The organism is Geodermatophilus ruber (genome assembly GCF_900114385.1).
Classification (GTDB): Bacteria; Actinomycetota; Actinomycetes; order Mycobacteriales; family Geodermatophilaceae; genus Geodermatophilus; species Geodermatophilus ruber.
In genome coordinates, this window is the sequence record NZ_FOSW01000010.1 from 1 (window position 1) to 24,050 (window position 24,050).

Genomic DNA, 24,050 nt, shown 5'->3' on the forward strand with positions numbered 1-24,050 from the left:
CCGGCCTGCACCAGCGCCTCCAGCGCGGTCTGCAGCTTCTCCCCACCCACTGGGTCCAGGTCGCCGCGGAAGGAGAGGTGCCCGTCGGGGTGCGTGGCGAGGCGCAGCGTGCGGCCCTCGGTGGGGTCGGGCTCGGGGCCGTCCTGATCCAGCCAGGCCAGGTGCCGGTGCACCGCCATCCGCAGCTCCGCATGCGGCCGCTCGGTGGCGAGCCCGGCCAGCACCCGGTCGATCTCGGCCAGGTCCACCCCCCGCTCCGCGGCGGCCGCGCGGTTGTCCGGGCGGGTGATCGGCTCCACCACCGCCACCTGCTCCGCGGTCACCCGCCCGGCCGCATGGGCGGCGGCCAGCGCGGGCAGCTGCTCCAGCGCGCGGCCGTTGTGCACCAGCTGCCGGGCGGCGGCCGCCGACAGCCGGGCGTGCCCGCGCAGCCAGGAGGCCATCGTCTTCAGCCCGTCGTGCTCGGCCGCGCCGTTCAGCTCGCACTCGCGCACCGTGCGGGCCACCTCGGCGGCCAGCCGGTTCTGCGCGGTGAGCAGCCCGCGCAGCCGATCCAGCAGCACCGGGCCCACCAGCGGCTTCAGATCGGCAGCGGCCAGCCCGTCGAGTGCCTCGGTCAACCCGGCCACGACATCCCCTCCACGATCCGAACATATGTTCGAATCCTAGCCCGCAAGAGCGGGCCCGGCGAGGCGAATCCCCAGGTCAAAGCCCTGTCCACAGATCTGGAGGGGGTCTTGACAGGGCCGCCGTCGGAGGGGGCGGTCGGGAACGGGCCTCAGGCCAGACGGGACAGTTCCTCGGGCAGCTCACCGGGGGAGAGGACGCCGAGCCGCTGGGTGGCCCGGGTCAGCGCCACGTAGAGGTCGTTGTGCCCGCGCACCCCCTCGTCGAGCATCCGCTGGGGATCGACCACGAGCACCGAGTCGAACTCCAGGCCCTTGGCCTCGGCCGGGGTGATCACCACGGGGCCGAGCGAGGAGTCGGCCGCAGGGCCCGAGGAGACGCCGGAGACCCGCTCGGACACCGCGGCGGCCACCTCGGCGACCCGGCTCGCCGGCACGATGACGGCGGTGGTGCCCTCGTGCTGCGCGAGCCCGGCGGTCACCTCCGCGACCCGGACGGCCACCCCCGGACCGGTGAGCTCCGCCCACGGGTCCTCCGTGGCCGGGCGCACCGACCGCGGAGCCGTCGCCCCGGTGCCGCCGGCGGCCAGCACGTCCGCGGCCACGGCCATGATCTCGGCCGGGGTGCGGTAGTTGACGGTGAGCTCCTCCAGCCGCCAGGCGTCGCCGACGTGCGGCCGCAGCGTCTCCTCCCAGCGCGAGGCGCCGGCCAGCGTGCCGGTCTGGGCGAGGTCCCCGACGGCGGTCATCGACCGGGTGGGGCAGCGGCGCACCAGCAGCCGCCACGCCATCGGGGAGAGCTCCTGCGCCTCGTCGACGACGACGTGCCCGAAGGTCCAGGTGCGGTCGGCGGCGGCCCGCTCCGCGGTGGTGCGGGAGTCGACCGTCTGCTGCCGCTCGGCCAGCTGCTCGGCGTCGATGAGGTCACCGGCGCTGAGCACCTCGGCCTCGAGGTGCTCGTCCTCCAGGTCGACCGAGCGCGAGCCGTGCAGGACGTCGAGGGTCTCCTGGGCCTCGGCCAGCCGGCGGCGGCGGTCGCGCTCGGCCCGCGCCCGCTGCGCGCTGTCGTCGAACCCGAGCAGCTCCTCGGCCTCCTCCAGCAGCGGGACGTCGGCCGGCGTCCACGCCGCGCCGCGGGGCCGGTGCAGGAGGGCGCGGTCGGCGTCGGACCAGTCCGGGGTGGCGGCGGCGATCCGCGCGGGGTCGGCGAACAGTTCGCCGAGCAGCCGCTCGGGGGTCAGCACCGGCCACAGGTCGTCGATCAGCAGCCGGACGGCGGGCTCGGCGGCGACCTCCTTGCGCAGCGACGCGACGTCCTCGCGGTCGAGCAGGTTGCCCCCGCCGCGGACGTCGGCGCCGATCCGCTCGGTGTAGCGCTTGGTGAGCGTGTCGACGATGCGGCGGGCGAACACCGCCCGCGCCAGGTTGTGCAGCCGATCGGCCTTGCGCGCGGTGTTCTGCGCCCGCCGCACGTCGATCGGGCGCAGCCGCAGCGCGAAGCCGTCGACGGTGACCTCCACGGGACGGTCGGGCACGACCTGCCGGTCGGCGACGGCCGCCGCCAGCACCTCGATCATCCCGAGCCCGCCCTTGACCGCGGCCGCCTCGGCCGACTCGGTCCCGCGGGCGTCCAGTCCGGGACGCAGCTGACCGAGCCCGGCCAGCAGCACGCCGGTCTCGCCGAGGGAGGGCAGCACGTCGGCGATGTAGCGGAGGAATGTCGGGGTGGGCCCGACGACCAGCAGCCCGCGGCGGGCCAGCCGCTCGCGGTGGGTGTAGAGCAGGTAGGCGGCGCGGTGCAGGGCGACGGCGGTCTTGCCGGTGCCCGGCCCGCCCTGCACGACCAGGACGCCGCGGTCGTCGGCGCGGATGATGCGGTCCTGCTCGGCCTGGATGGTGCGGACGATGTCGGTCATCCGCCCGGTGCGCGCGGTGTCCAGCGCGTCCAGCAGCGCTGCCTCACCGGTGAGGCCGGACCCGGCGACGCCGTCGGCGAGCACCTCGTCGTCGAGCCGGACGACGGTGCGTCCCCGGGTGCGGATGTGCCGGCGCCGGTCGACCCCGAGGGGCTGCACCGGGGTCGCGGTGTAGAAGGGCCGGGCGGCGGGCGCGCGCCAGTCGACGAGGGCGGGGTCACCGCCGGCGTCGTCGGCGGCCAGGCCGATCCGCCCGATGTAGAGGGGCCCGTCCTCGGTGCGGTCGATGCGGCCGACGCACAGGCCGGCCTCGGCGGCGTCGAGGGCGGTGACCCGTTCGGTCTGGAACCGGACGGTGGCATCGCGCTCCTGCAGCGCCTGCGGGTCGACCGCCGGCCAGGAGATGGCCTGCTTCAGCCGCTGCGCGGCCAGGTTCCGGGCGGCGTCCAGGCGGCCGTAGAGCTCCTGGACGTACTGCTGCTCGGCTGCGATCTCGGGGTGGGGAACGAGCTCGGGCTGCGTCGTCGGCACTGCGCGTCTTCCTGTCGGGTCCTGCGTCGGCTCAGGAGCAATCGCCCATGGTGCCCCGGCATTCCCGTCGGGCGGCTACGGCATGCCGGGGAGCAGGTAGCCCACCAGCCGGTCGGCGGGCCGGCTGAGCGCGACGAGGTGCCCGCCGGCTCCGGGCACGGGGACGAACGTCGCAGCCATGCTCCTCCGACCCCGGGCCGCGGCCGGACTCATCGACTGCCGCCGGGGTCACACCCGCCGGCGGCAACGGCAACGTGGAGGTCACCTCGGTGACATCTGCCCTTCCTAGCGTGGGGACGCACCGACCTGGAGGACCTCACGCACGTTCTGGAGGACGCCATGAGCACGCTCACCACCCCGGCGACCACCCGCCGCGGCACGGCCCGCCGGCCGCGCCCCGAGCGGACCGTCTGGACCTGCCCGAACTGCCAGCGGGAGACCCGGCCGCCGCGCAAGCGCTGCGCCGACTGCGGCACCTCCCGCTACTGACGGCCCTGGCGCGGCGCACCCGCACGGGCCACCATCGGAGGAGGGCATCTGCGGCGCGGGAGGCGGCCATGGAGTGTTCTCCCAATCCGGTGACCGACGCCATCGACGGCGCCACCGGTGACATCACGATGTCCGGCGATGCGATGCGCTGGTCGCCGGAGCTCGCCGAGGGGCACGGGCAGGCCCACCCGGGGGTGACGTCCCTGCCCGGCCTCGAGTCCGCCGCGGGCTTCGGCTCGCTGCTCGGGCTGGACGGCGCCGGGGTCCGCCGGCTCGTGTCAGGGGCGGTGAACTCGCTGGCGACCGCGGCCGGCGACGTCGTCTCCGAGCTCCGCCAGCTCACCCGTGGCGGTTCGGACGAGGAGGAGGGCGCCGAGGACCGCTGAGCCCGTCGGTGGCGGCTCTGGCAGGCTGCGGGGACGTGCCACACCGACGTGGGGAGCCGCACCGCATGAGCAGTCCACTCGCGCCGGCTCCCGCGCCGCCGTCCGAGGCCGCGGAGAAGGTTCGCGCGGAGGTGCGCGAGTTCCTCGCCGCCGAGCAGGCCGCCGGATCCTTCACCACCCACGTCGACACGTGGCTGTCCGGCGTCGACCCGGCGTTCTCGCGGAAGCTGGGGGAGCGGGGCTGGCTGGGGATGACCTGGCCGAAGCGGTACGGCGGGCACGAGCGCTCGGCGATGGAGCGGTACGCGGTGACCGAGGAGCTGCTGGCGGCGGGGGCGCCGGTGGCGGCGCACTGGATCGCCGACCGGCAGTCGGGCCCCAACCTGCTGAAGTTCGGCACCGAGGCGCAGCGGCAGGCGATCCTGCCGCGCATCGCGGCGGGGGAGTGCTTCTTCGTGATCGGCATGTCCGAGCCGGACTCCGGCTCGGACCTGGCCTCGATCCGCACCCGCGCCACCCGCAACGGCGCCGGCGACTGGGTGGTCACCGGCGCGAAGGTCTGGACGTCGAACGCGCACCACTCGCACTACGGGATCGTGCTCGTGCGCACCGCGCCGGTGGATCCGGGCAACCGGCACGCCGGGCTGTCCCAGCTGCTGGTGGACCTGTCGCTGCCGGGGATCAGCATCAACCCGATCCGGATCCTGGACGGCGGGCACCACTTCAACGAGGTGGTGTTCGACGACGTCGTCGTCCCCGGGGACATGCTGCTGGGCGAGGAGGGCAACGGCTGGCAGCAGGTGACCGCCGAGCTGGCCTTCGAGCGGTCGGGGCCGGAACGCTTCTTGTCGACATATCCCCTTCTCGCCGAGTTCGGACGTCGAGTTGTCGACTCCGGCGACCCGGCGGCGCTGGCCACCCTGGGCCGGCTCTCGGCCCGGCTGCTGGCGCTGCGGCAGCTGAGCCTGCGGATCGCCGCGGCGCTGGACCGCGGCGAGCTGCCCGACATCCCCGCGGCGCTGGTGAAGGACGTGGGGACGACGTTCGAGGCCGATGTCATCGAGGAGATCCGCCGGGTGGTCGAGGTGGCGCCGTCGCTGGACTCGCCGGATCCGCTGGCCCGGGCGCTGGCCGAGGCGCAGCTGCACGCGCCGGGCTACACGCTGCGGGGCGGGACGAACGAGATCCTGCGCGGCATCGTGGCGAGGGGGCTGGGGCTGCGATGAGCGATCAGGACCTGGTCGTGGAGACCGTGCGGGACATCCTGTCCGCGCACGAGCCGTTCGTGCTCACCCCGGAGCGGCCGTGGGACGCGGAGCTGTGGTCGACCCTGGCCGAGGCCGGGCTGACCGGGGTCGGGCTGCCCGAGCAGGCCGGGGGCTCGGGCGGGGAGCCGGCCGACGCGGTCGCCGTCGTCCGCACCCTGGCCGCCGGGGCCGCGGCGGTGCCGGTGGCCGAGCAGCTGCTGGTCGCCGGCCCCGCGCTGGTCGCGGCCGGCCTGGACCTGCCGCCGGTGGACCAGCCGCTGACCGTGGCGGTGGAGGGGGCGGTGCACGCCGAGCCGGTCGACGACGGTGACGGGCCCGGCCGCTGGACGCTCACCGGCACCGCCACCGACGTCGCCTGGGCCGGGGTGGCCCGGCACGTCGCGGTGCTGGCCGCCGCACCGGCCGGGATCGAGGGCGCCGTGCTGGCCCTGGTCGACGCCGCGGGGCTGGCCGGCAGCGAGGCCCGCAACCTGGCCGGGGAGCCCCGCGGCTCGCTGGTGCTCGGCGGCGCACCCGCCACCGGGGCGCTGCTGCCCCCGGCCCGGGCGGCGCGGGTGCGGGCGCGGTTCGCCCTGGCCCGGGCGGTGCAGCTGGCCGCGGCGCTGGAGCAGGTGCTCGCCTGGACCGTGCGGTACGCCGGGGAGCGGCAGCAGTTCGGCCGGCCGCTGGCGAAGTTCCAGGCCATCCAGATGCAGCTCGCGCAGATGGCCGGGGAGGTCACCGCCACCGGCGCGCTGGTCGACGCCGCCGTCCAGGCCCTCGACCGCGGGGAGGACGTCGTCCTGCCCGCCGCCGCGGCCAAGGTGCGCGCCGGCGCCGCGGTCGAGCCGGTGGCCCGGCTGGCCCACCAGGTGCACGGCGCGATCGGCTTCACCCAGGAACACAAGCTGCACCACCTCACCCGCCGCTGCTGGTCCTGGCGCGACGAGGCCGGATCCGAGCTCACCTGGGCGCGGGTCCTCGGCGTCGGCCTGCTCGCCGACGGCGGCGACGCCCTCTGGCCCGCCCTCACCCGGGTCGTCTGAGGACGCGGGCGAGAGCGGGCCGCCGGTGTGTCAGGCGCCCCTCGACAGCAGGTCCAGCAGCTCCTCCGCCCACTCCGTGCGGTACTCCTCGAGACGCGGGAAGCCGTCCGGCGGGGCCGCGGTCCAGTGGTAGGTCGCACCGGGGTTGTGCGTGGCGAAGCCGCCCGCCGCGAACAGGTGCGGACTTCCCTGGACGTCCGGCCGCTGGGCGACCTCCCACTGCGCGTAGACCTCCCGCCGCCCGGCTCCTCGGGCGAGAGCGCCGGCCAGCGCCGCAGCATCGACGTGCGCGCACTGCTCGGCCACGTCGAGGATCACGCTGTGCACGCTGATGCAGCGTCCCTCGGCGTAGAAGGCCCGCCGGAGAGCGGCGTCGAGCTCATCGCTGGCGCGCAGACCGCCGACGGCCGGGTCCTTCGCCGCCTGGACCGCCTCCATGGCCGGCAGCATGGTCACCGGGTACGTCGAGTCGGGCTGGGTCCAGGGCCGCCAGCCCAGGTCGGGGCAGTGCGCGGCGATGGCCACGACCTCGACATCGATGATCAGCTTCGGGGTGCCGCGCCGGTTGAAGAGCTCCAGGGGGAACGCACGGTGGTCGACCAGCAACGGGTCGTCGCGCTCCGCGGCCCGGCGGTGCAGGGTGTGCAGGGCCAGCGACGCCCACGGGCAGCCGATGTCCGACCAGACGGTCACGACGCCGGGCGCCGGGTTGCGCAGCGGCTCGGTGAGCTCCGGAACCTCGAGCGCGGTCATGCCGGGGCCGCCTCACGGGCGGGGGTCCCCAGACGGCGGTCGTCGAGGACGGGGAACGACCGGCGGTAGTGGTCCACCTCCCGCAGGTCCAGCTGCACGTCCAGGACCTCCGGTCCCGAGCCGGCCTGGGCCAGGACGACGCCGTTCGGCGAGACCACCTGGCTGCACCCGCCCATCGCGACGCCACTGTGCGTGCCGGCCGTGTTGCACTGGATGAGGAACGACTGGTTCTCCAGTGCCCGGGCGCGACCCAGCAGCTGCCAGTGCTCCACCCGTGGCGCCGGCCATGCGGCGGGCACCACGAAAAGGTCGCTGCCCGCGTCGAGCAGGGTCCGGAACATCTCCGGGAAGCGCAGGTCGTAGCAGGTGGCCAGACCGATGGTCGCGACCTCGCACCCATCCGTGCCGGTCAGCGGCGTGGTGACGATCCGGTCACCAGCGTCGAGGAGACGGGGCTCACCGTCCCCGAAGCCGAACCGGTGGACCTTGCGGTAGGTGGCGCGCAGCGCGCCGTCCCGCCCGAACAGCAGCGAGGTGTTCCACAACCCGCGAACCTCCGGGGCCCGGGCGGCGTCGGCCGGCGCGCGTTCGATGATCGAGCCCGCGTGGAGGACCGCGCCGGCAGCCCGGGCGGCCTCGGACATGGCGCGGGCCACCGGGCCGTCGAGCGGCTCGGCCCGATCGACCCACGTGTCGCTGGCGAACCCCCCGTGCGCCCAGAGCTCCGGGAGCACGATCAGGTCGGCGTCGGTCAGGCCGCACACCAGTGCCGCCACCCGGTCGATCCGGTCACTGACCGGCTCGTCGTCGCCGTAGGCGACCTGCACGACCTTCACGCGGATGCGGTAGCTCGAATCGCCGCAGCCGGAGCTCCGGGGCCGGCGGACCGTCGTCTGGCCCTCGCTCATGACGGGTTCTCCTCTGATCTCACAACAGGGACCGGGGCGCCGTCCCGCCGCGTGACTGGGCAGGACGGCGCCCCGGTTGTTCGGGCTGGTGCGGTCAGTCCCGCAGCGCCATGGCCAGCGGACGCAGCGGAGCGCCGGAGGCCCCCCGCAGCCGGATCGGGGCGGCGATCAGGCAGAACTCGTACACCCCGTCGCGGGCGAGCTCCTCCAGGTTCACCAGCTCGATCATCGGGACGCCGGCCTCGGCCAGGAAGTGGCAGTGCCCCGGCAGCCAGTTGTCCTCGTGCTGCGAGGGACCGACCTCGACGCACTCCTGGTCGGCGGCGATGGCGATGATCCCCTGCTCGGTGAGCCAGCGGGCGGCGTCCAGCCCGACCCCGGGCGGGTTGCCCAGGACCTTGGAACCGTCCGGCCAGTAGGCCATCCGGCCGGTCCGGATGAAGGCCACGTCGCCTTCCTCCAGGGTCAGCCCGGCCTTGTCCAGCGCCTGCTGGCAGTCCTCCACCGTGATGGCGTAGGAGGGCGGGAGGCACTCCTCGTTCTTCAGGCCGGCGATGTCGAGCATCACGCCCCGGGCGACCAGGGGCGGGATGGTCTCGGCGCCACCACGCATCCAGTGCCGGCTACCGAGGTGCTCGTCCGCGGTGAACCCGTTGTAGATCTTCCCGTCGACCCCGAAGTGGTTCAGCGAGTCGATGTGCGTACCGGTGTGCGTGTACATGAAGATCACGTCGCCGGAGTAGCAGACGTTCCGGTTGATCTCGTCGCCCACGCCGTTGAGGTTGTCCACGACGGTGCCCTGCGGGGTGTGCGACATGTAGATCTGGTAGCTGGGGTCGCCGGCGGCCTGGAAGCTGGGCATGCCCACGAAGTAGTCGATGCTCAGGTCGTAGACCTTGGAGCCGTCGGCCCGGGCGAGCACCGCCGCCGATGACGCGGCCGTCATCTTGTTCATGGCCCCGAGCTGGTCGTCGGGACCGTAGGGGCTGGAGCCGACCTTGATGTCCGCCCGGGCCATTACGCCTGCTCGCGGACGAAGTCGACCACAGCGCGCTCGGACACCATCGGCAGGAGCTGCGCCACCACCTCGGCGTGGTACGGGTCGTCGGAGTACTCCGCCAGCCCCTGCCAGTCGTCGAAGTCCGAGATGAGGACGCCGTCCCACGGGCGACCGTTGTCGTTCGGCTCCCCGGCGTGGCTACCCAGCTCCCAGCTGCGCAGCTGGGGGAGCTTCTCGGAAAGCGTGGTCAGCAGCTCGACGACCTTCTCGGGGTCGTGGCCTTCGGCAACCTGCCACATGAAGACGTGACGGATCATGACTCTCTCCTCGCTGTCCGACCCGGCTTGCGACCGGGCCCGGTGGGGTGTTTCTCCTGGTGCCACAGGTCTGTGGCGGTCGTGGACGTCGTCGTCCGCGACCAGGTTCGTGGGGGCGCCGCGGGGCGGCGCGCGTCTCAGGCGTCGAGGACCAGGCGGTCACTCCGGGCCCGCGAGACGCAGGGGAAGATGATCTCGGCGGTCTCGCGCTCGGCGACGCTGAGGATCGAGTCGAGGTGGAGGGGCCGACCCTCGAGGACCTCGAGCTCGCAGCTGCCGCAGGTTCCCTCGCGGCAGTCGAAGTTGAGGTCGACGCCGGCGTCGAGCAGGGCGTCGAGCATGCTCTGGCCCGCGGCGACGGTCACGGTGACGTCGGACTCCTGGCAGTGCACCTCGAAGGCTGTCTGCTCGCCGGCCTCGGGCAGCTCGCGCGCCGCGAACCGCTCGACGTGCAGCGTCCCCGCGGCGCGGCGGGTGCAGCGCTCCTCGACGGCGGCGATGAGGGGCTCGGGACCGCAGCAGTAGATGTGGACGCTGTCGGGGACGTCGAGGATCTCGTCGAGGTCCAGGAGCCCGAACTCGTCCTGGGGGCGGACCACCACCTTGTCGCCGTAGGCGGCCAGCTCGTCGAGGAAGGCCATCGACGAGCGCTGCCGGCCGCCGTAGACGAGGCGCCACGGCCGGCCGCGTCGCTCCACCTCGGTGATCATGGCCACGATCGGGGTGATCCCGATGCCGCCGGCGACGAACAGGTACTCCGCGGCATCCTCGAGCGCGAAGTGGTTCCGCGGCGGGTGCACGGTGAGGGTCTGCTCCGCGCACAGCTGCTCGTGGATGAACTTGGAGCCGCCGCGGCTCTCCGGCTCCAGGAGGACGCCGAGCCGGTAGGTCCCGCGTTCGCGAGGGTCTCCGCAGAGCGAGTACTGGCGGGTGACGCCCGGCATGCAGACGTCGACGTGCGCGCCGGGCTCCCAGGCCGGCAGCTCGCGTCCCTGCGGGTCGGCGAGCACCAGCGAGACGACGCCGTCAGCACAGCGGGACAGCTCACTGACGACCAGCTGCAGGTCGTCGGTCCCGGACGGGGGGACAGCGGTGTCCGAGCGCATGGTGGTTCCTTACGTGAGTGCGTGTGCGGGAACGGGTCGAGGGACCGCTGCCGGGTGGCGGACAGCGAGTGCGCCACCCGGCAGCGGGGCTCATCAGCGACCGACGACGAATCCTCCGTCGACCGGCAGGGCGATTCCGGTGACGAAGGCCGCCGCGTCCGAGCAGAGCCAGGCGATGGCCGCAGCCACCTCCTCGGCGGTGCCCATCCGGCCCATGGGGACGCTCTCCTCGACCTCGCGGAGCATCGCGTCGCCCTGGCCGCCGGCGTCGTTGGCGATGACGTCGAGCATCGGGGTCATGGTCGGTCCGGGGCACACCGCGTTCACCCGGATGCCGGCCTCGGCGTAGTCCATCGCTGCGGACTTGGTCAGGCCGATCACGCCGTGCTTGCTCGCGTTGTACGCCGGGATGCGCTTCTTGCCGACCAGCCCGAAGTTCGAGGACAGGTTGACGATCGACCCGCCCCCGAACGGCAGCATCGCGGCGATCTCGGCACGGAGGGCGAGGAACGTGCCGGTCAGGTTGACCCCGATCGTGCGCTCCCAGTTGGCCAGCGTGCACTCGGCGGCGGGGGCCAGGTCGCCCTGGACACCGGCGCTGTTCACCGCCGCGTCCAGCCGGCCGAACGAGCGCACGGCCAGCTGGACGGCCTCCTCCACCTGCGCCGCGCTGGTCACGTCGACGGCGAGGGCCTCGCCCGTGCCGCCGGCTGCGGTCACCAGGTCGAGGGTCGCCTTCGCCGCGTCGGCGTTCGCGTCGGTGATGACGACGGCCAGCCCCTGCCGGGCCAGCGCGACCGCGCTGGCCCGGCCGATGCCGGATCCACCTCCCGTGAGGAAGGCGACCTTCTGCTCAGACACGAGCGGGCTGTCCGTCGAGCGTCGACACGAACAGGCGGAGATCGGCCCCGTCGGGGACCTCGGATTCGCCGTAGACCTCCACGGCGTTCGCGATCTCGAGGAAGGCGAACGTCATGTGCATCAGCGCCATGTCCTCGGGCGTGGCCTCGGCGACCGGGACGGTGAGCAGGTGGCTCATGATCCGCTCCTGCTCAGCCAGCATGCCCTTGTAGAACTCGACCGACTCCGGGTAGGGCCTGTCGAGGCGGGCGGCGATCCGCTCCCGCTCGGTCGGCAGCACCCAGGAGGCGTAGCGGCTGAGGTGCTCGAAGCCGGCCGGCAGGGCGACGGTGCTCTCGGGGGTGGTGGTCTCAGGCATTCTCGGCACGCTCCATCTGCTCGTCCAGGTTCTTGTGGAAGGCGCGGATCTGGATCTCCTGGTCACCCAGGACGAAGGAGTCACGGGCACGCGACTCGAGGCCGACCTGCAGGGCCTCGTGACCGGCCTGGTCCTCGCAGAGCAGGTCGCGGAAGCGGTTCTTCGCCTGCTCGTTGAGCGCCCACTCGGCCAGGTTGGTGGCCGCCGGGTAGTGCAGCCGGATCTCCCAGGTCGTCTGGTTCACCGCCTCGGGCCAGATGTTGTAGGTGAACAGCTGGTTGCCGAAGAAGGCGAGGACCATGTTGGGGAAGATGACGTGGAAGGCGAAGGGCACGTCGAGCGGCAGCTTCAACTCGCTGAACGACGGGGAGACACCGCTGTTGACCTTGCCGGTGGCGGTCTCCTCGAAGTCGTCGTCGGAGTCGGACTTGTAGACCGAGTGCCTGCCCAGCCGCTCGAAGTCGTGGATCCGGGTGTAGCCCTCGTCGTTGCTGGAGAACGCGCCACCGGCCAGGAAGCGGTGCAGCGGGGCCAGCATCGGCACGTGGTAGATCTCGTTCTGGGCGTCGAGGGCGACCTTCCAGTTCGCCCGCTCGGGCACGTCGAACCGGGCGAAGAGGCTCAGGATGTCGAACGGGAAGTCCTTGAGCTTCTCGCCCAGCGGGCCGAGGTACTCGTGCAGGTCCTCGGTGCCGTCGTCGTCGAGGTTGACGAAGACGAAGCCGTTCCAGACCTCGGTGCGGACGGGGACGAGACCCCAGTCCTTCTTGTCGAAGTGGAAGACCTCCTCGTCGGGCACCTCCTTGAGCTCCCCGTCGTGGGCGTAGCCCCAGCCGTGGAAGCGGCAGGCGAACAGCTTCGGGCAGGCGCCGTCCTTCTCCCAGATGAGCTTGTTGCCGCGGTGCGAGCAGACGTTGTGGAAGGCCTGGACCTTGCCGTTCTCGTCCTGCACCACCAGCAGGGAGACGCCCAGGAGCTTGATGTCCCGGACGAAGAAGGAGTTCGGGCCGGTGAAGTCGTGCCGCGAGCCGACGTTGAGCCAGGACTTCGCGAAGACCTCCTTGCGCTCCCGCTCGAAGAACTCCTCCGAGATGAACCGGTCCGTCGAGATGGGACCGGTGCCGAGCTCCGGGTACTTCTTGATCCACCGATGCGGGTCCGGCGCGGCCGCGAACTCCGCGTCGAGGGCCTCGAGGGTCCGGTCGTCGAGATCCGTCATGACGTCCTCCTGTGTCGGGGTGCTCTTCGTGCTGTGCGTGCGGTGCTGCGGTGAGGTCGGGAGGGGGTGAGTCGCGGGTGGTGCCGGTGTCCCGGCACCACCCGCGGGGATCACCTGCCGGCGGCGCTGACGGCCTCGGCCGGGATGTCGCTCTCGAGGAACAGCTGCCCGTCCTCGACGACCGACGGGTAGACCGCGATCGGCTTCTTGGCCGGACGGCGGGTCGCCTTGCCGGTGGTCACGTCGAAGCGCCCCTTGTGCAGGACGCACTCGACCTCGCAGCCGAGCAGCCGGCCCTCGGCCAGGGACGAGGCTCCGTGGCTGCACAACGCCTCGAAGACGTGGAACGCCCCTTCGACGTTGGCGACCGCCAGCTCGGGCAGGCCCTCCAGCTGGATCGCCTTCACGTGCCCGTCGGGCACATCGGCCAGGTCGCAGAGCAGGCGCCTCATCTGACGTCCCTCCTTCTTTGGGTGTGTCGTTCTCGGTGCGGTTGATGCGTGGTGCGGTGGCGGGGCAGCCGTGGGGTGCCGGTCAGCCGGTGTGGCCGGCGGTCGCCTCGACCACGGCCGCGCGGTGCAGCTTCGGGCTCGCCGAGGCGCAGCCCGAGCAGATGGCCGCGTGCTCCTCGTGGCTGGGATCCCGGTCCATCTCGAGGGCGGTGTAGGACTTCTCGCAGGCGTGGCACTTGATCCGCGCCGCCCACGCGTCCTCGACCTCGTCGCGGGGGTCGTTGCCGCGCTCGAGCAGGACGTCGTACCTGGAGACGGCGAGGTAGCCCACCGCGGCGAGGAGGAAGGTGATCGGAGCCGACCACGTCGCCCCGACGGTGCTCCCCGACTCGACCAGGTAGATGCCGATGACCGAGGCGACGATCCAGACGGCGACGGCCGGCGTCGCGGCCTTGAGCCGGCCCGGGCGGAACTCCGGCGTGCCGGTGTCCTTGCGGGTGACGGCGATGTGCACCAGCGCGATGGCGACCCAGGCCACCACGAACACGCCCTGCCAGTTCAGCGCCCTGAGGATGTAGCTCAGGACGTCGGTCAGCATGATCAGGTAGACCAGCACGCCGCAGGCGATGGCCCAGGTGAACCGCGGCAGCTGCACCTTGAACACCCGGGAGGCGAAGGCCTCCAGGTTGGTCGAGGCGAGGTAGAGGTTCGCGGTGTTGATGCGGGTCTGGCTGACGAAGATCAGCAGCAGGCCGAAGATGCCCATCGTGCCCACGACGCCGGAGACGATGCCGGTCTCGGTGATCCCCGCGTCACCCAGCACGCCGGGCACCGTGGCGGCCAGGAAGATGCCGATCAGGCCGTTGCCCAGGTAGGTGAGCAGGTAGAAGGGCGGGCCGAAGGTGACGCTCGCGTGGAAGGTGGCGTCCTCGGGCTTGCTGAAGCGGGCGAAGTCGACCGTGTACATCATCAGGATGTAGACGCCCATGTACACGGTGAAGGCCCACACCCAGCCGGGCGCGGCCAGCGACAGACCCGGGTCGGGGACGTCGAGGCTGGCCCCGTTCTCGATGCTGGCCCAGACGACCAGCGCGATCATCCCGACGATGTAGAACGGCAGCAGGGCGCCGTTGAGCCGGTCCATCCAGGTCCGGACGCCACCGGCGATCAGCGGGATGCTGTAGAGGACGACCAGCAGGTACCACAGGCGGATGTCGCCGCCGCCGAAGAAGTTCTCCAGGGCGTGGGCCACGATGGAGCCCTCGAAGACGCTGTAGTAGATCGTCGTGGCCGCGAAGATCAGCGGCGCCAGGACCGACCCGACGTAGCCGAAGAGCCGGCGGGAGAGCAGCGCGACGGTCAGGCCGGTCCGCGCCGCGTACTTCGTGAGGACGAAGTTCGTCCCGCCGTAGACCAGGCAGGTCAGGACGATGCCGATGATGGCGTCCACGGTGCCGACCGCCGCGGCGATCAGGGCACCCATGTAGACCCAGAACATCGCGCTGACCATCGAGCCCCAGGCCATGGCCAGGGAGAGCCGGCCGCTGCGCCAGGAGCGCGGCATCACGTGGGTGGAGTAGTCCTCCGTCGCGGCCTCTTTGACGACCCGCGGGTCGTCTGTGAACGAGACCTCAAGGGGCGCCGGGCGAACCGGTGCGCCACTGGATGCTGTGGCTGGCTGAACCATGCAGAGCACCGCCATCTGGGTGGAGCGGGGTAATCCCGCGGGTCAAGGTGTGCACACTTTGGGGTCAGCGGAGTGTGTTGTCAAGCACTCGCCCGGACCGCAGTGCGACCGTAACACCCGGTAGCAGACCGGGGCCGCTCCGCAACGAGACGGAAACGTCCCGATCACGTCCTCGACACAAAACCGCTGGTCAGGAAGGCATAGAGCGCAACGGGAAACCGGTGGCGGGGAGCCGCGTCTCGCGTGTTCATCCGGACGAGCCCGCCCTGCCCCGCGTCGCCGGACCGGGTGCCGACATGGTGATTTTGCTTGCCATGGGCCGACCGGACTGTGTGTAGTTTCTGCAGGTAGGCGCCGAGCGTGCGCCGCTCTCCGCCGCCTGGCGGGGGGAGGGGGTCGAGGAAATGTGACAGGCGAGGGTCGCAGCGGTGGCAGGCGTGTAGGACGTCTGCTGCGGTGTTGTCGCGGGGTCCCCGGCTCTCGAGGGCGCCGCTGCCCGGATCGGCGCGCATCCATGGGCTGCTGCGCTAGAGAATTCCCATTAGACTACTCGTGTGAAAGGGGGAGGGATGTCCATTGCTGAACTCCTGATCAATTCCCCGCGTCCGGAGATTGCGGACCCTCGCCAGACCAGCGTGCAGATTCATCGGCACCTGAGGGACCTGATCACCACGGGGACGCTCCCTCCCGGAACGGAACTGAAACAGGCGGAACTCGCGCGCCTGTTCCAGGTGAGCCGGACGCCGTTGCGGGAAGCGTTCCGGATGCTCCAGGAAGAGGGACTCATCGCGGCGGAGCCCAATCAGCGCGGACGCGTCACGGAACTCGACGTGGACGAGCTGGACCAGATCTACGGATCCCGGATCGCGCTCGAGGGCTTCGGCGTGCGGCTGACCACCGGCCGTCTGAGCCCCGAGGAAGCCGATGATGCGCGAGCAACGCTGGCGCGCATGCTGACCGCCGGTGAAGCCCATGACCTGCCGGCGTGGAACCGGGCGCATCAGCATTTCCACGAGGTCCTCGTCTGCAGGGCCGGGGCACGCGTCTGCCGGACGATCGCCACCTACACGGAGATGAGCGAGCGGTACCTGAACACGTACCACTCCTCGCGTCCCGAGGCGCCGGCCGGTCGGCACCGCGAGCACCAGGAATTGCTGGCGGCGGTCCTCGGTGAGGATCGCGACGAGTCGGCTTTCCTGATCGCCCGGCACCTGGAGATAACCGCGCTCTCGGTCCTTTCGGACATCGCTCCCGGAAGTGACGCACTGGCCGTCCGGAATGCGGTGCAGATGGTCGCCGGTCCCAAGCTGGCCGAGGCGGCGCGGCGGCGGGCCGGTGGACGTACCGGCCGGGGCCGCGCCGGTGTCGTGGGGGACCATCTGCCGGCGCCGCAGCACGGTTGATGCTCCGGGGCCGGCTCGCGGTCCCCTCCGGTGGGGCCGCGGGCGGGCGGTCCAGACGGTCGTGGCAATGACGAGGAACGCGGCCGCGCGTCCGCGCTGCGCACCGGTCGGGCACGCCGTCCGACCAGGGGCGACCGACTAGCGTTGCACCATGCGCAACGGTGCGGCCGGGAACGGGGCGGCCCAGCCGGTGCAGTCGGTCGACCGCGCGCTGGCCATCCTCGAGATCCTGGCCCGCCGCGGGGCCACCGGCGTCACCGAGCTCGGCGCCGAGCTGGGCGTGCACAAGTCCACCGCCTCCCGGTTGCTGGCCACCCTGGAGCAGCGGGGGCTGGTCGAGCAGCTCCGCGAGCGCGGCCTGTTCCGGCTCGGCTTCGGCCTGGTCCGCCTGGCCGGGGCCAGCGCCGCCCAGCTCGACCTCACCGACGTCACCCGGGCGGTGGCCCAGCGGCTGGCCGCCGACCTCGACGAGACCGTCAACGTCGCCGTGCTGGACGGCGTCGAGGCGGTCAACGTCAGCCAGGTGAACGGGAGCGCCTCGATCGGCGTGCTCAACTGGGTCGGCCGGCGGACCCCGCTGCACGCGACCGCCAGCGGCAAGGTGCTGCTGGCCTTCGGCCCGGGCGAGGTGGCCGGCCGGGTGCTCGCCGCCCCGCTGGAGCGGTTCACCCCGGCGACCGTCGGCGACGCCGCCGTCCTCGAGCGGGAGCTGGCCGCCGTCCGGGAGCGCGGCTGGGCGGCGACCGTGGGGGAGCTGGAGGCCGGGCTGAACGCGGTGGCCGCGCCGCTGCGCGCCGCCGACGGGCGGCTGGTCGCGGCGATGAGCGTCTCCGGGCCGTCCTACCGGCTCCGGCCGGAGGACTTCGCGCGGGTGGCCGCCCGGCTGTGCGCGGCGGCCGCGGAGGCCGGCGGCGCGCCGGGCTGAGCCGGCGACGTCCCGTCACGACCCGCGGAGGGCCGGCCGGGGCGGTCTTGACGCCCGCCCGCCCGGCCGCGAACCGTGTTGCGCATTCCGCTCGTCGTTGCGTGCAGCGCAACCAGTCGGAGGGCGTTGCCATGGGTCGCGTGGTCGTCATCGGCGCCGGGATCGTCGGCTGCGCGCTCGCCGACGAGCTCACCCAGCGCGGCTGGACCGAGGTCACCGTCCTCGACCAGGGGCCGCTGTTCGCCGCCGGCGGGTCGAGCTCGCACGCCCCGGGCCTGGTCTTCCAGACCAACCCGTCGCGGACGCTGGCCGGGTTCGCCGCCTACACGGTCGGCAAGCTGCGGGGGCTCGCGCTGGACGGGCAGCCGTGCTTCCGCCAGGTGGGCGGGCTGGAGGTCGCGACCACGCCCGAGCGGCTGGCCGAGCTGGCCCGCCGGCACGGCTTCGCCACCGCGGCGGGGATCGACGCCCGGCTGCTCGACCCCGCCGAGTGCGCCCGGCTGCACCCGCTGCTCGACCCCGGCGCCGTCCTCGGCGGGCTGCACGTGCCCACCGACGGGCTGGCCGCGCCGGTCCGGGCGGGCGAGGCGCAGGCCCGCCGGGCGAGCGGGCGAGGGGCGCGCTTCCTGGCCCGGCACACGGTCACCGGCATCGCGCAGGACCGCGGCCGGGTGAGCGGGGTGCACACCGACCGGGGGTTCGTGCCGGCCGACGTCGTCGTCTGCGCGGCCGGGTTCTGGGGCCCGGACGTGGGGGCGATGGCCGGGGTGACCGTGCCGCTGCAGCCGCTGGCGCACCAGTACGCGCGCACCGGCCCGGTGCCGGCGCTGGCGGGGGCGGTCTCCGAGGCGAGCGCCCCGATCCTGCGACACCAGGACCAGGACCTCTACTACCGCGAGCACGGCGACCGGCTGGGCATCGGCTCCTACGGGCACCGGCCGATGCCGGTGCGCGCCGCGGAGGCCGCGGCGCACGCCGACAGCTGCCTGCCCTTCACCCCCGAGGACTTCGCCGAGGCGTGGAAGCAGAGCCTGGTGCTCCTGCCCGGGCTGGCCGGGACGGAGGTCGCCGACGGCATCAACGGCGTCTTCTCCTTCACCCCCGACGGGATGCCGCTGATGGGCGAGTCCCGGGAGCTGCCCGGGTTCTGGGTCGCCGAGGCGGTGTGGGTGACCCACTCGGCGGGGGTGGCCCGGGCGATGGCGGAGTGGCTGGTGGAGGGGCAGCCGCGCACCGACGTCTCGGAGTGCGACCTGCACCGGTTCACCGACGTGCAGCTGTCCCCGGAGTACGTCGCCGAGCGCGGGATCGCGCAGTTCGTCCAGGTCTACGACGTCGTGCACCCGCTGGCCCCGCTCGCCGGGCCGCGGCCGCTGCGGGTCAGCCCCTTCGTCGCGCGCCAGCAGGAGCTGGGGGCGGTGTTCGGGGAGAGCCGCGGCTGGGAGCGGCCGCTGTGGTTCGCGGCCAACGCACCGCTGGCCGCGGAGCTCGACCTGCCGCCGCGGGACGCCTGGTCGGCGCGGCACTGGTCGCCGATCGCCGTGGCCGAGGCGCGGGCCACCCGGGAGCGGGGCGGGCTGTACGACCTGACCCCGCAGACCCGGATCGAGGTCGCCGGCCCCGGCGCGGCCGGCTTCCTGCGGGAGCTCACCACCGGCGACGTCGGGCCGGTCGGCGGCGTCGTCGACGCGCTGTTGCTGCGGGCCGACGGCGGCGTCCGCGGGATCGTCACCCTCGCCCGGCTGGGCGAGCAGCTGTTCCAGGTCGGCGCCGGCCCGCTCGACGTCGACTGGTTCCGGCGGCACCTCCCGGACGACGGCTCGGTGCAGCTGCGCGAGACCACGGCGGGCACCTGCGGCATCGGGCTGTGGGGCCCGCGGGCCGACGAGGTCCTGGCGTCGCTGGCCGCGCCCGACGCGCGCGGGGGCGCCCGCTGCTCCGTCGGCGGGGTCCCGGTCACGGTGCTGCGGACCGCTCCGGTCGGGGAGCCCGGCTGGGAGCTGCACACCGACGCCGCCTGCGGGCTGCGGCTGTGGGACACGCTGCGGGCCGCCGGTGAGGAGCACGGCCTGGTGGCCGCGGGGCAGCACGCCTACGACAGCCTGCGGCTGGAGGCGGGCACTCCGGCCTGGGGGCTCGACGTGACCGCCGAGCTGGACCCGGTCGAGGCGGGCCTGCAGGCCGCCGTCCGGGCGGACGGCGGCTTCCTCGGGCGGGCGGCGCTGGCGGGCCGCCGGCACGAGCGGCGGCTGGCCCGCCTGACGCTCGACGACCCGGCCGCGATCGTCATGGGCCGGGAGCCGGTGCGGGTGGACGGGAGACCGGTGGGCCACGTGACCTCGGCCGCGTTCGGCCCCACGATCGGCCGCGCCGTCGCGCTCGCCTGGCTGCCCGCCGACCTGGCCGAGCCGGGCCGGGCGGTGACGATCGACTGGTTCGGGCAACCGGTGGCCGCGACCGTGGTGCGCGAGCCGGGCGTCCCGGTGCGGCGCTGAGGGGGCGCACGTGGCGGGCTACGACGTGATCGTGATCGGGCTGGGCGGCATGGGCAGCGCCGCGGCGGCGCACCTGGCCGCCCGCGGGCAGCGGGTGCTGGGGCTGGAGCGGTTCGGGCCGGCGCACGACCGCGGCTCCAGCCACGGCGGTTCGCGGATCACCCGGCAGTCCTACTTCGAGGACCCGGCCTACGTGCCGCTGCTGCTGCGCGCCTACGAGCTGTGGGACCAGCTGGCCGCCGACTCCGGCATCGACGTGCTCACCCGCACCGGGGGGATCTTCTTCGGCCCGCCGGGCAGCGTCACGGTCGCCGGCAGCCTCCGGGCCTCCCGGGAGTGGGGGCTGCCGCACGAGGTGCTCGACGCCGCGGAGATCCGCCGCCGGTTCCCGACACTGACCCCCGGCCCGGACGAGATCGGCCTCCACGAGACCGCCGCCGGGTTCGCCCGCCCGGAGCGCACCGTCGCCGCGCACCTGGAGCTGGCCGGGCGGCGCGGCGCGGAGCTGCGGTGCTTCGAGCCGGTCGTGGACTGGACGACGACGGCGGACGGCGGGGTGCGGGTGCGCAGCGTGGCGGGGGAGTACACGGCCGGCCGGCTGGTCGTCTGCCCCGGGGCCTGGGCGCCGGTGCTGCTGGCCGACCTGGGACTGCCGTGCGTGGTGGAGCGGCAGGTCATGTACTGGTTCCAGCCCACCGGCGGGGTGGGGCCGTACGCGCCGGACCGGCACCCGGTCTACATCCACGAGGCCGCCGACGGCACCCAGGTCTACGGCTTCCCGGCCCTCGACGGGCCGGACGGCGGCGCCAAGGTCGCCTTCTTCCGGCGCGGCACGCGGTGCACCCCGGAGACGCTCGACCGGCAGGTCGGTGCCGAGGAGGTCGCGGTCATCGCCGAGCACCTGGCCGGGGTGCTGCCGACCCTGCCCGGGAGGTTCCTCACCGCGGCCACCTGCATGTACACGACCACGCCGGACCACCACTTCGTGATCGCGGTCCATCCCGGCGCCCCGCAGGTGAGCGTGGCCTGCGGCTTCTCCGGGCACGGCTTCAAGTTCGTGCCGGTGGTCGGCGAGATCCTCGCCGACCTCGCCACCGAGGGCGCGACCGCGCACCCGATCGACCTGTTCGACCCGCGCCGGCCGGCGCTGGAGGCGACGGTATGAGCACCCATGGCATGACCACCGACGACCTGACCCGCCCGGCCGGTACCCCGGCGCCCGCGCCGGACAGCACCCTGCGGCCCACGCTGCCCGGCCGGTGGTACACCGACCCGGAGCTGTTCGCTCGCGAGCAGGCCCGGGTGCTCGAGGCGACGTGGTGCTGCGCGGTCCGCGGTGACGACGTCGCCGAGCCCGGTGCCTTCCGGCGGGTGCAGGTCGGCCGGGAGAGCGTGCTGGTGGTCCGGGGCCGGGACGGCCGGCTGCGCGCCTTCCTCAACGTGTGCCGGCACCGCGGGGCGCTGCTGTGCACCGAGGAGGCGGGGCGGACGCGGCGCACGCTGCGCTGCCCCTACCACGCCTGGACCTACGGCCTGGACGGCGCGCTGGTGGGGGCGCCGAACCTGCGGGCCATGACCGACGCCGACCGGGCGGCCCACGGGCTGGTGCCCGTCGCGCTGCGCGAGTGGCTCGGCTACGCATGGGTCTGCGCGGCCGCGGACCCCCCGTCCTTCGAGGGCGAGGTGGTCGGCGCGGTCGGCGAGCGGCTGGGCGACCCGGCGGCGATCGAGGGCTACGGCGCCGAGCGGCTGGCCCTGGGCCGGCGGATCCGGTACGACGTGCGCGCCAACTGGAAGCTCGTCGTCGAGAACTTCATGGAGTGCTACCACTGCGCGACGATCCACCCCGAGCTCACCGGCGTGCTGCCGGAGTTCGCCCGGGGCGTGGCCACGCAGTCCGCGGTCGGGCACGGCGCCGAGTTCGCGCCGGGCGCTGCGGGGTTCACCGTCGACGGCGGCGCCGGCTTCCCGGCGCTGCCCGGCGTCGACCCCGGCCGGGATCGGCGGTACTTCGCGGTGACGGTGCCCCCGACGACCTTCCTCAACCTGGTGCCCGACCACGTGATCCTCCACCGCATGACGCCGCTCGCGGTCGACCGCACGGTGGTGGAGTGCGACTGGCTCTACGCCCCGGAGGTCGTCGCGGCGGATGCGGACCTGTCGCGTTCGGTGGAGCTGTTCCACCGGGTCAACCTGCAGGACTTCGCGGCCTGCGAGCGCTGCCAGCCGGGGATGGGGTCGCGCGCCTACGCCGCCGGCGGGGTGCTGGTGCCCGTCGAGCACCACCTCGCCGGCTTCCACGACTGGGTGCGCAACCGGCTCGGCGAGCCCTGACCGACCGCTGCCCGCCGTCCCCCGGGGCACGTCTGTCTGCAGATCCTCGTGCTCTGCCCACGGTGGGGGGCAGAGCACGAGGATCCACCAGGACACCTGGTGTCCGCGCGGCGCGCCGGTCCCGGCCGCGCCCGGCTCAGCGCCGGGCCGCGGCCCACTCCGGGGTCCGCACGCCCAGCTCGACGGCGTGGGCCAGCCGGAGGCTGCCGCTGAGCCACACCAGGACGTCGTGCAGCCGCAGGCGGGTCAGCGGCACGCCGCCCGTTTCCCGGAGCAGGCCGGCCGCCGCGCTCTCGAGCGCGGCGAACCCCTCGGCGGCGGCGCGCAGCTCCCGGTGCACCACCGCCTCGACGCCGCTGTCGCCCTCCTCGACGTGCGGCAGCAGCTGGCGACGGGTGACCGGGTCGATGAGCGGGACGAGCGCCGGTCGCCGGTGGTGCAGCGCCGCCGACAGGTAGGCCGGCAGCGGGTCGGGGCCGAGCGACCGGAGGGCGCGGAGGGCGGCGCCGACGGTCCCGGGCTCGCCGAGCACCGAGAACTCCTCGGCGGGGAGTTCCCAGAACGGCCGGCCGGCGGCGCGGTCGGCGACCGCGCCGGCGAGGCCGGCCACGTCGTCCAGCGCCGTCCGGACGGCCGCCCAGCTCTCGCGGGGCAGCCTGCCGTGCAGCGCCTCGGCGGCGAGGACGTCGTCGTCCCCGAGCGCGCCGGACCGGGGCGGCCGGGCGTCGAAGCGCTCGTAGCCGAACGCCGGGATGCGCACCCACCGGCCCTGCGGGTGGCTCGGCGAGCGGAACCACAGCGGCCGCCGTCCCCGCGCGTAGCCCAGCACGGCCGCGAGGGCGGTCGCCAGCGGGATCGGGTCGGGCCCGGCGCTCGGCAGGCTGAGGAGATCGGCGGCCATCCGCCCAGCCTGCTGGACGGCGGCCGCGCGTGTCGGCTCAGCGGTGGCCGATGCCGCCCGGGCCGTGGTCGGCCGGGACCTCCTCGCCCTCGGCGAGCGGGCCGGGCGGGGTGCCGTCGCCGAACGGGGAGCCGCCGAGCTCCTCGCGGCCGTGCGGGGTCAGCCAGTTGGCCGTGTCCGGGCCGGCCGGGATGACCTGCGTCGGGTTGATGTCGGCGTGGACGACGTAGTAGTGCTCCTTGATCTGCGGGAAGTCGATCGTGTCGCCGAACCCCGGGGTCTGGAACAGGTCGCGGGTGTAGGCCCACAGCACCGGCATCTCGGTGAGCTTGTGCCGGTTGGTCTTGAAGTGGCCGTGGTAGACGGCGTCGAAGCGGACCAGGGTGGTGAACAGCCGGACGTCGGCCTCGGTGATCGTGTCGCCCATGAGGTACCGCTGACCGGTCAGCCGGTCCTCCAGCCAGTCCAGCGCGGTGAACAGCCGGGCGTAGGCCTGGTCGTAGGCATCCTGCGAGCCGGCGAACCCGCAGCGGTACACCCCGTTGTTGACCTCGGTGTAGACCCGCTGCATGACCTCGTCCATCTCGTCGCGCAGCTTCTCCGGGTAGAGGTCCGGGGCGCCCTCGCGGTGGAAGGCCGTCCACTCGGTGGAGAGGTCCAGCGTCATCTGGCCGAAGTCGTTGGTGACGACCTGCTTGCTCGGGACGTCGACGATCGTGGGCACGGTGATGCCGCGGTCGTAGCCGGGGAAGCGGGCGAGGAAGGCCTCCTGCAGCCGCTCGTAGCCCAGCACCGGGTCGCGGCCGCCGGGGTCGAGGTCGAAGGTCCAGCTGCGCTCGTCGTGGGTGGGGCCGCACATGCCCATGGAGATCGCACCCTCCAGGCCGAGCAGCCGGCGCACGATCACCGCCCGGTTGGCCCACGGGCAGGCCCGCGCCACGACCAGCCGGTACCGGCCGGCCTCGACCGGCCAGCCGCCGGAGCCGTCGGCGGTGATCCGGTCGGTGATGTAGTTGGAGTCCCGGCTGTACTCGCCGCCGGTCACGTAACCCGATCCGCTGTCGTCGCTCACGCCTCCCAGCTTGATCGA

Annotated in this window: 23 protein-coding genes; 9 read left to right on the plus strand and 14 right to left on the minus strand. The window is 73.6% G+C overall.

Going from position 1 to position 24,050, the window contains the following annotated elements:
- On the minus strand, positions 1-629 hold a 629-nt coding region (locus BMZ50_RS15840; RefSeq protein WP_143087194.1), incomplete at its 3' end, for a DUF222 domain-containing protein.
- Positions 630-778: 149 nt separating this feature from the next.
- On the minus strand, positions 779-3,073 hold the full coding sequence (locus BMZ50_RS15845; RefSeq protein WP_091326410.1) for a HelD family protein: 2,295 nt from the start codon (positions 3,071-3,073) through the stop codon (positions 779-781).
- Between the two features lie 339 nt (positions 3,074-3,412).
- Here BMZ50_RS15845 and BMZ50_RS24280 point away from each other — a divergent pair, with 339 nt between their 5' ends.
- The 4 genes from BMZ50_RS24280 to BMZ50_RS15860 all read left to right on the plus strand — a co-directional run bounded on the left by BMZ50_RS24280 (position 3,413) and on the right by BMZ50_RS15860 (position 6,241).
- On the plus strand, positions 3,413-3,562 hold the full coding sequence (locus tag BMZ50_RS24280; protein ID WP_177212828.1) for a hypothetical protein: 150 nt from the start codon (positions 3,413-3,415) through the stop codon (positions 3,560-3,562).
- A gap of 68 nt (positions 3,563-3,630) precedes the next feature.
- Positions 3,631-3,948, plus strand: a complete 318-nt coding sequence (locus tag BMZ50_RS15850) for a hypothetical protein (protein WP_091326412.1) — start codon at positions 3,631-3,633, stop codon at positions 3,946-3,948.
- A gap of 65 nt (positions 3,949-4,013) precedes the next feature.
- Positions 4,014-5,174 carry an acyl-CoA dehydrogenase family protein gene (locus BMZ50_RS15855; protein WP_091326414.1) on the plus strand — a complete coding sequence of 387 codons (1,161 nt, stop codon included), beginning with the start codon at positions 4,014-4,016 and terminating at the stop codon, positions 5,172-5,174.
- Complete coding sequence (locus BMZ50_RS15860) at positions 5,171-6,241, plus strand: acyl-CoA dehydrogenase family protein (RefSeq protein ID WP_091326417.1); 1,071 nt, start codon at positions 5,171-5,173, stop codon at positions 6,239-6,241. Before BMZ50_RS15855 ends, BMZ50_RS15860 begins: the two co-directional genes overlap by 4 nt.
- 30 nt (positions 6,242-6,271) lie before the next feature.
- Here the strand turns inward: BMZ50_RS15860 and BMZ50_RS15865 are convergent, their stop codons facing one another.
- The 10 genes from BMZ50_RS15865 to BMZ50_RS15910 form a co-directional block, all read right to left on the minus strand.
- Positions 6,272-6,994, minus strand: coding sequence for a DsbA family oxidoreductase (locus BMZ50_RS15865; protein ID WP_091326419.1), 723 nt, complete (start codon positions 6,992-6,994; stop codon positions 6,272-6,274).
- The gene (locus BMZ50_RS15870; protein WP_218146288.1) at positions 6,991-7,902 is read right to left on the minus strand and encodes a carbon-nitrogen family hydrolase; all 912 of its coding nucleotides are present in this window, start codon (positions 7,900-7,902) and stop codon (positions 6,991-6,993) included. Before BMZ50_RS15870 ends, BMZ50_RS15865 begins: the two co-directional genes overlap by 4 nt.
- A 94-nt stretch (positions 7,903-7,996) precedes the next feature.
- Positions 7,997-8,920 carry a cyclase family protein gene (locus tag BMZ50_RS15875; protein ID WP_091326422.1) on the minus strand — a complete coding sequence of 308 codons (924 nt, stop codon included), beginning with the start codon at positions 8,918-8,920 and terminating at the stop codon, positions 7,997-7,999.
- Entirely contained in the window at positions 8,920-9,219 is a 300-nt protein-coding gene (locus BMZ50_RS15880; RefSeq protein WP_091326424.1) for a Dabb family protein, read from the minus strand. The genes BMZ50_RS15875 and BMZ50_RS15880 overlap by 1 nt, the downstream gene beginning before the upstream one ends.
- 137 nt (positions 9,220-9,356) lie before the next feature.
- The gene (locus BMZ50_RS15885) at positions 9,357-10,325 is read right to left on the minus strand and encodes a PDR/VanB family oxidoreductase (RefSeq protein ID WP_091326427.1); all 969 of its coding nucleotides are present in this window, start codon (positions 10,323-10,325) and stop codon (positions 9,357-9,359) included.
- A 93-nt stretch (positions 10,326-10,418) separates the two neighbouring features.
- Positions 10,419-11,186: an SDR family NAD(P)-dependent oxidoreductase gene (locus tag BMZ50_RS15890; protein ID WP_091326429.1), complete on the minus strand. Its 768-nt coding sequence runs from the start codon at positions 11,184-11,186 to the stop codon at positions 10,419-10,421.
- A complete protein-coding gene (locus BMZ50_RS15895) occupies positions 11,179-11,544 on the minus strand; it encodes a hypothetical protein (RefSeq protein WP_091326431.1) in 366 nt (121 codons plus the stop codon). Before BMZ50_RS15895 ends, BMZ50_RS15890 begins: the two co-directional genes overlap by 8 nt.
- The gene (locus BMZ50_RS15900) at positions 11,537-12,763 is read right to left on the minus strand and encodes an aromatic ring-hydroxylating oxygenase subunit alpha (protein ID WP_091326433.1); all 1,227 of its coding nucleotides are present in this window, start codon (positions 12,761-12,763) and stop codon (positions 11,537-11,539) included. The genes BMZ50_RS15895 and BMZ50_RS15900 overlap by 8 nt, the downstream gene beginning before the upstream one ends.
- A 110-nt stretch (positions 12,764-12,873) precedes the next feature.
- Positions 12,874-13,215, minus strand: coding sequence for a non-heme iron oxygenase ferredoxin subunit (locus BMZ50_RS15905; protein ID WP_091326435.1), 342 nt, complete (start codon positions 13,213-13,215; stop codon positions 12,874-12,876).
- 82 nt (positions 13,216-13,297) lie between these two features.
- Positions 13,298-14,782, minus strand: a complete 1,485-nt coding sequence (locus BMZ50_RS15910; protein ID WP_218146289.1) for a purine-cytosine permease family protein — start codon at positions 14,780-14,782, stop codon at positions 13,298-13,300.
- Between the two features lie 689 nt (positions 14,783-15,471).
- Here BMZ50_RS15910 and BMZ50_RS15915 point away from each other — a divergent pair.
- The 5 genes from BMZ50_RS15915 (at position 15,472) to BMZ50_RS15935 (ending at position 22,059) form a co-directional block, all read left to right on the plus strand.
- Positions 15,472-16,305 (plus strand): GntR family transcriptional regulator, encoded by an 834-nt coding sequence (locus BMZ50_RS15915; RefSeq protein WP_091326437.1) that lies wholly within the window; start codon positions 15,472-15,474, stop codon positions 16,303-16,305.
- 151 nt (positions 16,306-16,456) lie between these two features.
- Complete coding sequence (locus BMZ50_RS15920; RefSeq protein WP_091326439.1) at positions 16,457-17,230, plus strand: IclR family transcriptional regulator; 774 nt, start codon at positions 16,457-16,459, stop codon at positions 17,228-17,230.
- Between the two features lie 131 nt (positions 17,231-17,361).
- On the plus strand, positions 17,362-19,725 hold the full coding sequence (locus BMZ50_RS15925; protein WP_091326443.1) for a GcvT family protein: 2,364 nt from the start codon (positions 17,362-17,364) through the stop codon (positions 19,723-19,725).
- A 10-nt stretch (positions 19,726-19,735) separates the two neighbouring features.
- Entirely contained in the window at positions 19,736-20,890 is a 1,155-nt protein-coding gene (solA, locus tag BMZ50_RS15930; protein ID WP_091326446.1) for an N-methyl-L-tryptophan oxidase, read from the plus strand.
- Positions 20,887-22,059: an aromatic ring-hydroxylating oxygenase subunit alpha gene (locus BMZ50_RS15935; RefSeq protein WP_245753674.1), complete on the plus strand. Its 1,173-nt coding sequence runs from the start codon at positions 20,887-20,889 to the stop codon at positions 22,057-22,059. Before solA ends, BMZ50_RS15935 begins: the two co-directional genes overlap by 4 nt.
- A gap of 136 nt (positions 22,060-22,195) precedes the next feature.
- Here the strand turns inward: BMZ50_RS15935 and BMZ50_RS15940 are convergent, their stop codons facing one another.
- Together BMZ50_RS15940 and BMZ50_RS15945 are read right to left on the minus strand one after the other, a co-directional pair.
- Positions 22,196-22,960 (minus strand): DUF6308 family protein, encoded by a 765-nt coding sequence (locus BMZ50_RS15940; protein ID WP_091326452.1) that lies wholly within the window; start codon positions 22,958-22,960, stop codon positions 22,196-22,198.
- 37 nt (positions 22,961-22,997) lie between these two features.
- Positions 22,998-24,032 (minus strand): glutathione S-transferase family protein, encoded by a 1,035-nt coding sequence (locus BMZ50_RS15945; protein WP_091326454.1) that lies wholly within the window; start codon positions 24,030-24,032, stop codon positions 22,998-23,000.
- Positions 24,033-24,050: the final 18 nt, after the last annotated feature.

Excerpts from the sequence above, each read along its gene's own strand:
- BMZ50_RS24280 (WP_177212828.1), top strand. The coding sequence starts at position 3,413 with ATGAGCACGCTCACCACCCCGGCGACCACCCGCCGCGGCACGGCCCGC.
- BMZ50_RS15850 (WP_091326412.1), top strand. The coding sequence starts at position 3,631 with ATGGAGTGTTCTCCCAATCCGGTGACCGACGCCATCGACGGCGCCACC.
- BMZ50_RS15855 (WP_091326414.1), top strand. The coding sequence starts at position 4,014 with ATGAGCAGTCCACTCGCGCCGGCTCCCGCGCCGCCGTCCGAGGCCGCG.
- BMZ50_RS15860 (WP_091326417.1), top strand. The coding sequence starts at position 5,171 with ATGAGCGATCAGGACCTGGTCGTGGAGACCGTGCGGGACATCCTGTCC.
- BMZ50_RS15865 (WP_091326419.1), bottom strand. The coding sequence starts at position 6,994 with ATGACCGCGCTCGAGGTTCCGGAGCTCACCGAGCCGCTGCGCAACCCG.
- BMZ50_RS15870 (WP_218146288.1), bottom strand. The coding sequence starts at position 7,902 with ATGAGCGAGGGCCAGACGACGGTCCGCCGGCCCCGGAGCTCCGGCTGC.
- BMZ50_RS15875 (WP_091326422.1), bottom strand. The coding sequence starts at position 8,920 with ATGGCCCGGGCGGACATCAAGGTCGGCTCCAGCCCCTACGGTCCCGAC.
- BMZ50_RS15880 (WP_091326424.1), bottom strand. The coding sequence starts at position 9,219 with ATGATCCGTCACGTCTTCATGTGGCAGGTTGCCGAAGGCCACGACCCC.
- BMZ50_RS15885 (WP_091326427.1), bottom strand. The coding sequence starts at position 10,325 with ATGCGCTCGGACACCGCTGTCCCCCCGTCCGGGACCGACGACCTGCAG.
- BMZ50_RS15895 (WP_091326431.1), bottom strand. The coding sequence starts at position 11,544 with ATGCCTGAGACCACCACCCCCGAGAGCACCGTCGCCCTGCCGGCCGGC.
- BMZ50_RS15900 (WP_091326433.1), bottom strand. The coding sequence starts at position 12,763 with ATGACGGATCTCGACGACCGGACCCTCGAGGCCCTCGACGCGGAGTTC.
- BMZ50_RS15905 (WP_091326435.1), bottom strand. The coding sequence starts at position 13,215 with ATGAGGCGCCTGCTCTGCGACCTGGCCGATGTGCCCGACGGGCACGTG.
- BMZ50_RS15915 (WP_091326437.1), top strand. The coding sequence starts at position 15,472 with ATGTCCATTGCTGAACTCCTGATCAATTCCCCGCGTCCGGAGATTGCG.
- BMZ50_RS15920 (WP_091326439.1), top strand. The coding sequence starts at position 16,457 with ATGCGCAACGGTGCGGCCGGGAACGGGGCGGCCCAGCCGGTGCAGTCG.
- BMZ50_RS15925 (WP_091326443.1), top strand. The coding sequence starts at position 17,362 with ATGGGTCGCGTGGTCGTCATCGGCGCCGGGATCGTCGGCTGCGCGCTC.
- BMZ50_RS15935 (WP_245753674.1), top strand. The coding sequence starts at position 20,887 with ATGAGCACCCATGGCATGACCACCGACGACCTGACCCGCCCGGCCGGT.
- BMZ50_RS15940 (WP_091326452.1), bottom strand. The coding sequence starts at position 22,960 with ATGGCCGCCGATCTCCTCAGCCTGCCGAGCGCCGGGCCCGACCCGATC.